General features: G+C 49.1%; 3 protein-coding genes. 1 reads left to right on the top strand and 2 read right to left on the bottom strand.

Annotated features, from left to right (window positions below; all coding sequences use genetic code 11):
- Nucleotides 1-13 precede the first annotated feature (13 nt).
- Both H9L11_RS15195 and H9L11_RS15190 read right to left on the bottom strand, forming a co-directional pair.
- The gene (locus H9L11_RS15195; RefSeq protein ID WP_005377363.1) at nt 14-628 is read right to left on the bottom strand and encodes an OmpA family protein; all 615 of its coding nucleotides are present in this window, start codon (nt 626-628) and stop codon (nt 14-16) included.
- 2 nt (nt 629-630) lie between these two features.
- Nucleotides 631-1,944, bottom strand: a complete 1,314-nt coding sequence (locus H9L11_RS15190) for a TolC family outer membrane protein (protein WP_021707835.1) — start codon at nt 1,942-1,944, stop codon at nt 631-633.
- Nucleotides 1,945-2,333: 389 nt separating this feature from the next.
- On the opposite strand from H9L11_RS15190, the gene H9L11_RS23555 reads away from it, so the two are divergent.
- Nucleotides 2,334-14,123 carry a Calx-beta domain-containing protein gene (locus H9L11_RS23555; protein ID WP_240199932.1) on the top strand — a complete coding sequence of 3,930 codons (11,790 nt, stop codon included), beginning with the start codon at nt 2,334-2,336 and terminating at the stop codon, nt 14,121-14,123.
- Nucleotides 14,124-14,135 lie beyond the last annotated feature (12 nt).

Raw genomic sequence — 14,135 nt, 5'->3', positions numbered from 1 at the left:
GTTTATTGTTGTGCTAGCTTTTTGGAAGTGTTGTGAAAACGGTCCATTCTTTCTTCACTTCACCCTTGTGGCCAATCACTGTTGCGGTTACTCGACGGTTCAATGCGTGACTAACTTGGTCTGTACCTTGTGTCGCAAGTACTGTGTCTCCATAGCCGACAATGGTAACTCTATCTCCACTAATGCCATTCTTCATGAGCTCTTTTCTAACGTTTTCAGCGCGGCGCTTAGATAAGTCAAGATTATGTTCTGCAGTACCAGTGCGACTAGCATAACCTTGAATCTCTATAGACGTGTTCGGGTACTCTTTCAAAAAGTCGGATAGTTCAAGAATTTGTTGCGTAAAGATAGGGTTGATCACATCGGAATCGTTCGCAAATAGTACTCGAATTTGCATTTCTTGTGAGGAGTCAACGTACGAACCACAACCGTCGTTGTCTATTTCGGCACCCAAAGGTGTACCCGGGCACAAATCTCGCTCGTTAATGACTCCGTCAGAGTCATCATCTATATGATCAGCCCACTGATCGGCAATTGGGGTATCTATGTAATCATATTCATCACCACGATCTGATGAACTGCATGCGGAGAGCATTAATGAGAGTGTAATAAAAGCTATGTGTTTCATAATTAATACTCCACTTCTTCTAGCCATTCTTTAGGCATTTCAACCCTTAATGCACTCAACAGTTGCCCAGTTGCGTTCATCACTCGATATTTGGCGTACTGCTCTGCGTATTTAGAATCTAAGTAGTCTTTACGCGCCTCAAAGAGCTCGTTTTCAGTGTTCAATAGATCAAGCAGTGTTCGTTTACCGATGCGATATTGCTTCTCGTAAGCAATTACGGTTTCAGACGCAGAGTCTACATGATCTGATAGAAACTCTTTTTGTTGTAATGTTAAATCAAGCGCACTCCAAGAAAGCCTTAACCCTTCTTCAACATTGCGATAGGCACCTTCACGCAAGTCCTTTGCTTTATTTAGCTGGTAGGCAAAGTTTTCTGAGTTCGCTGCATCACTGCCACCATTGAATAGGTTGTAGCGTAGACGCAGCATGGCAAGTGTCTCATCACTTCGACCTTTTAAACCATCAGCGTCGTCACGCCATGTTTGCGAAGCTTCAATTGAAATGGTTGGGTAATTAACACCTTTAGACTGTTTGTATTGAAACTTAGCCGAGTCTACGTCTGCGAGCGCCACTTGAATAACGGGATGAAGTTCAAATGCCAAGCCTACCGCTTCATCAACCGTGTACGGGATAAAGTTTTGGTCCGCTCTCGGAAAGATTAACCCTTGTGGTGTTTGACCGACTAAACGAGTGAACATCGTGTGAGAGTCATACAGGTTATTTTGAGCAGCAGCTAAGTTTCCGTGTGCTTTTGCCAAACGTGCTTCTACCTGCGTCAAGTCAGCAGTAGAGCCGATACCCGAGTTGACTCGTTTTTTAATGTCATCGTAAATATCTTTATGAACAGCAAGGTTGTTTTCTGAAAGCTTTAGGACTTCATACGCTTTAACAGCGTCCAAGTACACTTTAGTCACTTCAAGTGCCTTATCTGAAGCATCTGCTAAGAGTTGAAATCTAACAGATTCAGCATCAGCTGCGGTTCGATCAATATCATTTAATGTAGCGCTACCATCCCATATTAGTTGGGTCAGTGTCACTGAAGCTTCCTTTCGAGTGTAATCCGTGTCTCCTCGACCAACTTCATCTGACGGGTCTAATCCTTCATATCCAATTCCAGCATCTAGATCAACAGAGGGGAGGTAAGCACCTGATGAAGCTTCATTTATGTACTTCTGGCTCATAAACTCGTTAAATGCACTCTTAATATCGGGGTTATTTTGTAGCGTCTGTGCAACCGCTTGCTCTAGAGTTTGACCGAAAACTGGTGAAGACACTATTAAGCAACAGCAGGCTATATGTACTCGATTCCATCTCACGTTAGTTCTCCTAAAATCATGTCGCTCTTATTCTGTTTCATATTTGAGACGAGAAGTTACAAACAATGAATTTTCTTAGTGCGTATTATCAACTTGTTGATGTTTAAATGTTTAATTCAATAAAAAACAACAATCTTACTCTCTAAACTCTAGCATACGAGGCAAAGCTTGCTTGGTAAGTGGTCGATTTTTTCGTAGAAAACCTTTTTATCTTAAGAGCATAGCGGAAACTGGTTTAAATGAAGGCAAATTCTTCGGTTATTTTCCTTATTACTCTCAAAAAACTAAATCCTCTTGGAATAAAACGAAAAATTCATATTTTGTCTAAACTATAGACGTGTTTAGTGCAGTAACAAGCCTTTAATTAAACTAATACAAGGATGAAGAGCATGGATCGAGTAGCGTTAAGTTCATTGATGAGCAATGTCGTGGTTATAGGGCTTGATGGGAACCTGAGAAGTCTTGAAAGTGGTCAGCTACCTCAGCCTGGTGAATTAATTATTGAGGAAGTTTCTGATACATCAGAATTAATTGTACAACAGGTAACACCGCAAGGTAGTTCAATTAACGTTACTGATGATGTCACTGCGCTAATCGAGGCTATCGCTAGTGGAGAAGACCCGGCTGCTCTTGGTGAGGATTTTGAGCCAGCTGCAGGTGAGGAAAGTGGTTCTAGCCCCCAAAATACTGGTGCAATAGATCGTACTGGCGCTGAATTGTTGGCTAGTACGAATTTTGAGACCGTCGGTATTGATGGAATCGGACTATCTACAACTCAAGCACTATCTTTGTTGGATCTTTTCAGAGTAATTAATGGCCCTGTACCACCGACTATCTTAGTTCAAGAAATATCTAGTCCGACTATCAACGAAGGTGACCAAGTTGTATTCGATATTACTCTAAGTCAAACAACTGAAGACAACACTGATGTCATTCTTTCTCTCCTTGATGGAACCGCAACAGGCGGCTCAGCTGACGAGAACGGGAGTGACTACGTCAATGAGCGTGTCCTCATAACATTTTCTGATGGTACAACAGAAGAAGTTTCAGTCGGTGAAAGCGGAACCTTTACCATTTCGATCCCACCGGGTGAAAGTGACTTTACGGTCTCTATAGACTCTATTGACGACTCTATATTTGAAGGCCCAGAAACGTTTACGCTCTCTGGCACGACAGAAGAACAAAGCACACCTGTTACTGGGACTGCCACTATTTTAGATGATGGTAGTGGACCTGGCTCAAATCCTGATGATGATCGCCCAGCGGTAACGATGAGTGATGCAGGTACGGTTAATGAGGGTGACACAGCGAACTTCAAAGTGACGCTGTCGAATGCCTCCGAGTCCGCTGTTCAAGTCGAGCTAGGCCTGAACTTAGGCGATACCGAAGTCGGTGACTTAGGTACCTTAGAATACAACACGGGAAGCGGTTGGGTGACAGTGCCAAACGATGGCGTAGTCACGGTGCCAGCAGGGCAAACTGAGTTTGATGTGCGCATCGCTTCCATTGATGATGCGGTGTACGAAGGCCCAGAAGATTTCAGTGTCACGGTAACCGGCATTGGCGCAGTACAAGGCAGCGATACGGGGACGGCAACGATAGTGGATGACGGCAGTGGCCCGGGTCCCGATCCGGATGATGACCGTCCAAGCGTGACTATTTCAGACGCTGGCACCATCAATGAGGGTGAGACAGCGAACTTCAAAGTGACGCTGTCGAATGCCTCCGAGTCCACTGTTCAAGTCGAGCTAGGCCTGAACTTAGGTGACACCGAAGTTGGAGACTTAGGCACCTTAGAATACAACACCGGAAGTGGTTGGGTTGCAGTGCCAAACGATGGTGTAGTAACGGTGCCAGCGGGGCAAACTGAGTTTGATGTGCGCATCGCTTCCATTGATGATGCTGTTTATGAAGGTCCAGAAGATTTCAGTGTCACGGTGACTGGCATTGGGGCGGTGCAAGGCAGCGATACGGGTACGGCGACGATTGTGGATGACGGCAGTGGCCCGGGCCCCGATCCAGATGATGACCGTCCAAGCGTGACTATTTCAGACGCTGGCACCATCAATGAGGGTGAGACAGCGAACTTCAAAGTGACGCTGTCGAATGCCTCCGAGTCCACTGTTCAAGTCGAGCTAGGCCTGAACTTAGGTGACACCGAAGTTGGAGACTTAGGCACCTTAGAATACAACACCGGAAGTGGTTGGGTTGCAGTGCCAAACGATGGTGTAGTAACGGTGCCAGCGGGGCAAACTGAGTTTGATGTGCGCATCGCTTCCATTGATGATGCTGTTTATGAAGGTCCAGAAGATTTCAGTGTCACGGTGACTGGCATTGGGGCGGTGCAAGGCAGCGATACGGGTACGGCGACGATTGTGGATGACGGCAGTGGCCCGGGTCCCGATCCGGATGATGATCGTCCAAGCGTGACTATTACCGATGTTGGCACCATTAATGAGGGTGATACGGCGAACTTCAAAGTCACCTTATCGAACGCGTCTGAAGCGGAAACGCAAGTGGAGCTGGGTCTTAATCTCGGCGATGCCGAAGCCGGTGACTTAGGTACCTTGGAATACAACACCGGAAGCGGTTGGGTTGCAGTGCCAAACGATGGTGTGGTGACCGTGCCAGCGGGGCAAACTGAGTTTGATGTGCGTATCGCTTCCATTGATGACGCCGTTTATGAAGGTCCTGAAGATTTCAGTGTGACAGTGACTGGCATTGGTGCAGTGCAAGGCAGCGATACGGGGACGGCGACGATCGTGGACGACGGCAGTGGTCCGGGCCCTGATCCGGATGATGACCGCCCGAATGTGACTATTTCAGATGCTGGCACCATCAATGAGGGTGAGACAGCCAACTTCAAAGTCACCTTATCGAACGCGTCTGAAGCGGAAACGCAGGTGGAACTGGGTCTTAATCTTGGCGATACCGAAGCCGGTGACTTAGGCACCTTGGAATACAACACGGGAAGTGGTTGGGTTGCAGTGCCAAACGATGGCGTGGTGACGGTGCCGGCGGGGCAAACTGAGTTTGATGTGCGCATTGCTTCCACTGATGACGCCGTTTATGAAGGCCCAGAAGATTTCAGTGTCACGGTGACTGGCATTGGGGCGGTGCAAGGCAGCGATACGGGAACGGCAACGATAGTGGATGATGGCAGTGGTCCGGGCCCTGATCCGGATGATGACCGCCCGAATGTGACTATTTCAGATGCTGGCACCATCAATGAGGGTGAGACAGCCAACTTCAAAGTCACCTTATCGAACGCGTCTGAAGCGGAAACGCAGGTGGAACTGGGTCTTAATCTTGGTGATACCGAAGTTGGAGATTTGGGCACCCTAGAATACAACACGGGAAGTGGTTGGGTTGCAGTGCCAAACGATGGCGTGGTGACGGTGCCAGCAGGGCAAACTGAGTTTGATGTGCGCATCGCTTCCACTGATGACGCCGTTTATGAAGGCCCTGAAGATTTCAGCGTGACAGTAACCGGCATTGGGGCAGTGCAAGGCAGCGATACGGGTACGGCAACGATAGTGGATGATGGCAGTGGTCCAGGCCCTGACCCGGATGATGACCGCCCGAATGTGATTATTTCAGACGCTGGCACCATCAATGAGGGTGAGACAGCCAACTTCAAAGTGACGCTGTCGAACGCCTCTGAAGCGGAAACGCAAGTAGAGTTGGGTCTTAATCTCGGCGATACCGAAGCCGGTGACTTAGGCACCTTGGAATACAACACGGGAAGTGGTTGGGTTGCAGTGCCAAACGATGGCGTGGTGACGGTGCCGGCGGGGCAAACTGAGTTTGATGTGCGCATTGCTTCCACTGATGACGCCGTTTATGAAGGCCCAGAAGATTTCAGTGTCACGGTGACTGGCATTGGGGCGGTGCAAGGCAGCGATACGGGAACGGCAACGATAGTGGATGATGGCAGTGGTCCGGGCCCTGATCCGGATGATGACCGCCCGAATGTGACTATTTCAGATGCTGGCACCATCAATGAGGGTGAGACAGCCAACTTCAAAGTCACCTTATCGAACGCGTCTGAAGCGGAAACGCAGGTGGAACTGGGTCTTAATCTTGGTGATACCGAAGTTGGAGATTTGGGCACCCTAGAATACAACACGGGAAGTGGTTGGGTTGCAGTGCCAAACGATGGCGTGGTGACGGTGCCAGCAGGGCAAACTGAGTTTGATGTGCGCATTGCTTCTATTGATGACGCGGTGTACGAAGGCCCTGAAGATTTCAGTGTGACGGTGACTGGCATTGGGGCGGTGCAAGGTAGCGATACGGGAACGGCAACGATTGTGGATGACGGCACGGGTCCAGGCCCCGATCCGGATGATGATCGTCCAAGCGTGACTATTTCAGACGCTGGCACCATCAATGAGGGTGACACAGCCAACTTCAAAGTGACGCTGTCGAACGCGTCTGAAGCGGAAACGCAAGTGGAATTGGGTCTTAATCTTGGCGATACCGAAGTTGGAGACTTAGGTACCTTAGAATACAACACAGGCTCCGGTTGGGTTGCAGTGCCAAACGATGGCGTAGTAACGGTGCCAGCAGGGCAAACTGAGTTTGATGTGCGCATTGCTTCTATTGATGACGCTGTTTATGAAGGCCCTGAAGATTTCAGCGTGACAGTAACCGGCATTGGCGCAGTGCAAGGTAGCGATACCGGTACGGCAACGATAGTGGATGACGGCAGTGGCCCGGGCCCTGATCCGGATGATGACCGTCCAAGCGTGACTATTACCGATGCTGGCACCATCAATGAGGGGGATACGGCGAACTTCAAAGTCACCTTATCGAACGCCTCTGAAGCGGAAACGCAAGTGGAGTTGGGTCTTAATCTCGGCGATACCGAAGCCGGTGACTTAGGTACCTTGGAATACAACACGGGAAGTGGTTGGGTTGCAGTGCCAAACGATGGCGTGGTGACGGTGCCAGCGGGGCAGACTGAGTTTGATGTGCGCATCGCTTCCACTGATGACGCCGTTTATGAAGGCCCTGAAGATTTCAGCGTGACAGTAACCGGCATTGGGGCAGTGCAAGGCAGCGATACGGGTACGGCAACGATAGTGGATGACGGCAGTGGCCCGGGCCCTGATCCGGATGATGACCGTCCAAGCGTGACTATTACCGATGCTGGCACCATCAATGAGGGGGATACGGCGAACTTCAAAGTCACCTTATCGAACGCCTCTGAAGCGGAAACGCAAGTGGAGTTGGGTCTTAATCTCGGCGATACCGAAGCCGGTGACTTAGGTACCTTGGAATACAACACGGGAAGTGGTTGGGTTGCAGTGCCAAACGATGGCGTGGTGACGGTGCCAGCGGGGCAGACTGAGTTTGATGTGCGCATCGCTTCCACTGATGACGCCGTTTATGAAGGCCCTGAAGATTTCAGCGTGACAGTAACCGGCATTGGGGCAGTGCAAGGCAGCGATACGGGTACGGCAACGATAGTGGATGATGGCAGTGGTCCAGGCCCTGACCCGGATGATGACCGCCCGAATGTGATTATTTCAGACGCTGGCACCATCAATGAGGGTGAGACAGCCAACTTCAAAGTCACCTTATCGAACGCGTCTGAAGCGGAAACGCAAGTAGAGTTGGGTCTTAATCTCGGCGATACCGAAGCCGGTGACTTAGGCACCTTAGAATACAACACCGGAAGCGGTTGGGTGACAGTGCCAAACGATGGTGTAGTAACGGTGCCAGCGGGGCAAACTGAGTTTGATGTGCGTATTGCTTCCATTGATGACGCCGTTTATGAAGGTCCTGAAGATTTCAGTGTCACGGTGACTGGCATTGGCGCAGTGCAAGGCAGCGATACGGGGACGGCAACGATAGTGGATGACGGTACGGGTCCAGGACCTGATCCGGATGATGACCGTCCAAGCGTGACTATTACCGATGCTGGCACCATCAATGAGGGTGAGACAGCCAATTTCAAAGTGACGTTGTCGAACGCCTCTGAGTCCACTGTTCAAGTCGAGCTAGGCCTGAACTTAGGTGACACCGAAGTTGGAGACTTAGGCACCTTAGAATACAACACAGGCTCCGGTTGGGTTGCAGTGCCAAACGATGGCGTGGTAACGGTGCCAGCAGGGCAAACTGAGTTTGATGTGCGTATTGCTTCCATTGATGACGCCGTTTATGAAGGTCCTGAAGATTTCAGTGTCACGGTGACTGGCATTGGCGCAGTGCAAGGCAGCGATACGGGGACGGCAACGATAGTGGATGACGGTACGGGTCCAGGACCTGATCCGGATGATGACCGTCCAAGCGTGACTATTACCGATGCTGGCACCATCAATGAGGGTGAGACAGCCAATTTCAAAGTGACGTTGTCGAACGCCTCTGAGTCCACTGTTCAAGTCGAGCTAGGCCTGAACTTAGGTGACACCGAAGTTGGAGACTTAGGCACCTTAGAATACAACACAGGCTCCGGTTGGGTTGCAGTGCCAAACGATGGCGTGGTAACGGTGCCAGCAGGGCAAACTGAGTTTGATGTGCGCATCGCTGCCATTGATGATGCTGTTTATGAAGGCCCTGAAGATTTCAGTGTGACGGTGACTGGCATTGGCGCAGTGCAAGGCAGCGATACGGGGACGGCAACGATAGTGGATGACGGCAGTGGCCCGGGTCCCGATCCGGATGATGACCGTCCAAGCGTGACTATTTCAGATGCTGGCACCATTAATGAGGGTGAGACTGCGAACTTCAAAGTGACGCTGTCGAACGCCTCTGAAGCGGAAACGCAAGTAGAGTTGGGTCTTAATCTCGGCGATACCGAAGCCGGTGACCTAGGCACCTTGGAATACAACACGGGAAGTGGTTGGGTTGCAGTGCCAAACGATGGCGTGGTGACGGTGCCGGCGGGGCAAACTGAGTTTGATGTGCGCATTGCTTCCACTGATGACGCCGTTTATGAAGGCCCAGAAGATTTCAGTGTCACGGTGACTGGCATTGGGGCGGTGCAAGGCAGCGATACGGGAACGGCAACGATAGTGGATGATGGCAGTGGTCCGGGCCCTGATCCGGATGATGACCGCCCGAATGTGACTATTTCAGATGCTGGCACCATCAATGAGGGTGAGACAGCCAACTTCAAAGTCACCTTATCGAACGCGTCTGAAGCGGAAACGCAGGTGGAACTGGGTCTTAATCTTGGTGATACCGAAGTTGGAGATTTGGGCACCCTAGAATACAACACGGGAAGTGGTTGGGTTGCAGTGCCAAACGATGGCGTGGTGACGGTGCCAGCAGGGCAAACTGAGTTTGATGTGCGCATTGCTTCTATTGATGACGCGGTGTACGAAGGCCCTGAAGATTTCAGTGTGACGGTGACTGGCATTGGGGCGGTGCAAGGTAGCGATACGGGAACGGCAACGATTGTGGATGACGGCACGGGTCCAGGCCCCGATCCGGATGATGATCGTCCAAGCGTGACTATTTCAGACGCTGGCACCATCAATGAGGGTGACACAGCCAACTTCAAAGTCACCTTATCGAACGCGTCTGAAGCGGAAACGCAGGTGGAACTGGGTCTTAATCTTGGTGACACCGAAGTTGGAGACTTAGGCACCTTAGAATACAACACAGGCTCCGGTTGGGTTGCAGTGCCAAACGATGGCGTGGTAACGGTGCCAGCAGGGCAAACTGAGTTTGATGTGCGCATCGCTGCCATTGATGATGCTGTTTATGAAGGCCCTGAAGATTTCAGTGTGACGGTGACTGGCATTGGCGCAGTGCAAGGCAGCGATACGGGGACGGCAACGATAGTGGATGACGGCAGTGGCCCGGGTCCCGATCCGGATGATGACCGTCCAAGCGTGACTATTTCAGATGCTGGCACCATTAATGAGGGGGATACAGCCAACTTCAAAGTGACGCTATCGAATGCCTCCGAGTCTACAGTTCAAATCGAGCTAGGCCTCAACTTAGGTGACACCGAAGTTGGAGACTTAGGCACCTTAGAATACAACACAGGCTCCGGTTGGGTTGCAGTGCCAAACGATGGCGTGGTAACGGTGCCAGCAGGGCAAACTGAGTTTGATGTGCGCATCGCTGCCATTGATGATGCTGTTTATGAAGGCCCTGAAGATTTCAGTGTGACGGTGACTGGCATTGGCGCAGTGCAAGGCAGCGATACGGGGACGGCAACGATAGTGGATGACGGCAGTGGCCCGGGTCCCGATCCGGATGATGACCGTCCAAGCGTGACTATTTCAGATGCTGGCACCATTAATGAGGGGGATACAGCCAACTTCAAAGTGACGCTATCGAATGCCTCCGAGTCTACAGTTCAAATCGAGCTAGGCCTCAACTTGGGTGACACCGAAGTTGGAGATTTGGGCACCCTAGAATACAACACGGGAAGTGGTTGGGTGACAGTGCCAAACGATGGTGTAGTAACGGTGCCAGCGGGGCAAACTGAGTTTGATGTGCGTATTGCTTCCATTGATGACGCCGTTTATGAAGGTCCTGAAGATTTCAGTGTGACAGTAACCGGCATTGGCGCAGTACAAGGCAGTGATACGGGTACGGCAACGATAGTGGACGATGGCACGGGTCCGGGCCCTGATCCGGATGATGACCGTCCAAGCGTGACTATTTCAGACGCTGGCACCATCAATGAGGGTGAGACAGCGAACTTCAAAGTGACGCTGTCGAATGCCTCCGAGTCCACTGTTCAAGTCGAGCTAGGCCTGAACTTAGGTGACACCGAAGTTGGAGACTTAGGCACCTTAGAATACAACACAGGCTCCGGTTGGGTTGCAGTACCAAACGATGGCGTGGTAACGGTGCCAGCTGGGCAAACCGAATTTGATGTGCGCATTGCTTCCATTGATGACGCCGTTTATGAAGGCCCTGAAGATTTCAGTGTGACAGTAACCGGCATTGCCGCAGTACAAGGCAGTGATACGGGTACGGCGACGATTATTGATAATGATGCTCCTCCTTCTATTTCAAATGTTGTGAATGCAGTTGTTTCGGAAGAAGGTTTAGCTAATGGTATCCCTGATAATACAGGATCCCCTTCTGACACTACTAACTCCGCAAGTTTCTCAGGAACATTCACAGTTGCCGATCCAGACACGGCGAATGTTTCAGTGGTATTGGCAGGCCCTAACAACCTAACATCAGGAGGGGAGCCTATATCGTGGACGTGGGACAACAGTACTCAAACGCTGACTGCGAAAACTGCTCACCTGAGCATTGTTGCTACTGTTGTGCTGAGCGAGCCTTCAGCTTCAGGTCAAGGTTCTTGGGACTATACTATCACTCTGTTTGAGCCACTTGATCATCCTGTTAATGATGTGGAAGACATCATCAACTTTGATTTACAGATTTCTGTAAGTGATGGACAAACAACAACATCTCAAAGCTTAAATGTGGCCGTTGAAGATGATTGCCCATACGTGCCTGTGGTTGTTCAACCCGTCGATGTGTCGCTTACTGGTGCACCTAACGTTCTGACAGGGCGCATAGATTTTGCAGGAAGTGAGGCAGACGCAACCAGTCGAACATTTGGGGACGTTGTTGTGACTGCAAACGGTTTTGTGTCTGACGAATCTGTGATGCTGGGAACAGCTGAAATCAATCAATCATCAGAAGGGATTGGCGTTAAAAGTTCTGGTAACAACGGCTTCCAATTAGAAAACGAAGTCGATTATCGATTCGCGGGTAATGAGGGTGTATCAGAGCAGTTAATCATAGACTTAGGCAATAAAGTTGCTTACGGAGCAGAAATAGAATTTGAGAAAATGTTTGGTGGTGAACTTGAGAAAGGAATCGCATCTTTTTATAGAGATGGTGTATTAATTGCTCAGCAATCGTTCAGCTCTGACGCAAGCAGTGGTGATTACGCGGCAAATTTCAATGTTCAACAGGGAGGCTTTGATAAAATCATCCTCGAGGCGACCAGTAATGGCAATGGCCCGGATACTGAAGACAACAGTGACTTTACCGTTAAATCAATAACCTTTACAGGTGCGTACTCTGGCGTGCCAATTGCTAGTGCGGATGGGAACCTCGGTGCTGTATATGGAGCTGATGGCCCTGGTTCTATAGTCTTAAATGGAGGTGAGGCTGGTTTAGAGACTCTAGATGGTAAAGACGTGTTGATATACGTCGATCCACAAAACTCTAATAGACTGATTGCAGAGGCTGATGGAGAGCTTGCATTCGAAGTTCAACTTACACCTAGCACTGGAAAATGGGAGTTCTTCCAATACTTGCCTTTGACCTCACCTTATGGCGATGGGGATATCGATTTTAACTACACTATTACTGATAATGATGGCGACAGTAAAACGGGGTACTTTTCTGTCAACCCTTACGCCCCACCAATTGTAGAAGGTGTAACACTAAACGTTTCTGAGGAAGGCTTAAGCAACGCCATTGCTGATGACTCTGCTCTAAACGGCTTTGATGACACAACTGACTCGAGTACTGATGTAGAACAATTGACGCTGGGTCAAACCGTTGATTCTGTTACGCTCAGTGAACCATCTACAGCTCTTACTAGTAACGGTATCTCTGTAACGTGGACGTTATCAAATAACGACCAAATGCTTATCGGTTCAGCGAACGGTGAAGAGGTTATCAAAATATCAGTCAATGATACTGGAGTGGTATCTACGGAGCTTCTTGGTCCGATTGATCACTCCAACCCATCTGGAGAAGACACCTTAAATATTGAGGTGCCTGTGCTTGTCTCGAATGCTCGTGGTCTTACTAACTCCACAACGGTCAACGTTATTGTGGAAGATGACTCACCAGATTCTGCATCTATTATTCACGATGTAGTTGCAGAAACTAAAGAAAGTGCCAACGTTCAGCTCATAATGGATGTCTCGGGTTCTATGCGAACGGATAATCGCTTGCAGATAATGAAAGATTCGGCAACTCAGTTATTGAATCAATATGAGTCTATCGGTCAAACGCGAGTTCAAATTATTACTTATAGCAGTACAGCATCCACTTACGCTATAGGTGCTGCGACGTGGCTGACGGTCGAGGAGGCCAAAGCGTATATTGAGACGCTAACTGCGGGTGGCGCGACTAACTATAACAACGCGCTAAATGAAGCAAAACAGTCATGGGATGATGTAGGTAAGTTAACCAGTGCGTCGAATGTTAGTTACTTCTTGTCAGATGGTCAGCCAAACCCTGCGTCATCATTTATAAACGACGCTCGCGAGCAGAGTTGGATTGATCACCTAACCGATCCTGATAATCAGATAACAGCCCTAGCGTATGGTATGGGCGTTAATCTTATGCCGGAGCAATTAGATCGCGTAGCATATGATGGCTTTTTGAATCAAGACCTTGATGGTGTTGTGGTTCCTGACGTAACTCAATTACCTCCGGTTATGTTGCAGTCAGTGATTCAACCTGTTGGGGGGAACTTGATGTATACCACTTCTCCAGATACAGGTATTGGTGCAGATGGTGGTTATATTAGCGAAATAGAACATGACGGTGTCACTTATTCGTTTGATGGTTCAGACCTAATAGTAACTGAAAATAACGATGGTATTTCGCATGCATTTGACGACACAACGATGCAGCTTACTATCTATATCGACAGCAAACATACTCTGGAAATCGACTTAAACGACGGTGCGTATGCATTTTATGGTGCGGTGGGTGATACAGTTGAAACGTTAGACTTCGATTATGTATTGACGGATAACGATGGTGATCAAAGTGAGAACACCCTGCAATTCGTTATTGATGAAAACGGAGGAGTAAATGCTTCAAGTAATGGCTCTGCAAATATTATTGAAGCTGAAGTGGACGTAAGTCATGACATCTTGATCGGTAATGATAACGAGGCAGATGTCTTTAAATGGGTCAACGACTCCTTGGATACAGGAACAGATCTAATTAGAGGTTTTGAGAGAGATTTGGACACCTTAGATCTGAGTGAAGTCGTTGAAGATGCAGGGCACAATACGATAGAAGAACTTCTCAATAGTATTGACTTGAACATTGATGGCGATGACTTATCTCTAGAAATAACCCATAACGATGGAAACTCAATTCAAACTATCGTAATAGAAAACGGGGCGACAGAGTTTAGTGATTTAATCGTGGGAAATGCGGACTTTGAGAGAGATGTGTTATCCGCACTAACTAAGGTTAACTTAGAGCCATAATGAAAAAGGGCC

It is taken from the genome of Vibrio sp. sp1 (genome assembly GCF_016920955.1).
GTDB lineage: Bacteria > Pseudomonadota > Gammaproteobacteria > Enterobacterales > Vibrionaceae > Vibrio > Vibrio alginolyticus.
Note: the sequence above shows the minus strand (reverse complement) of the source record. Positions and strands in the feature narration are given on the sequence as shown.

Bases quoted from the DNA above. Each gene is read 5' to 3' on its own strand.
- H9L11_RS15195 (WP_005377363.1), bottom strand. From the start codon at position 628: ATGAAACACATAGCTTTTATTACACTCTCATTAATGCTCTCCGCATGC.
- H9L11_RS23555 (WP_240199932.1), top strand. From the start codon at position 2,334: ATGGATCGAGTAGCGTTAAGTTCATTGATGAGCAATGTCGTGGTTATA.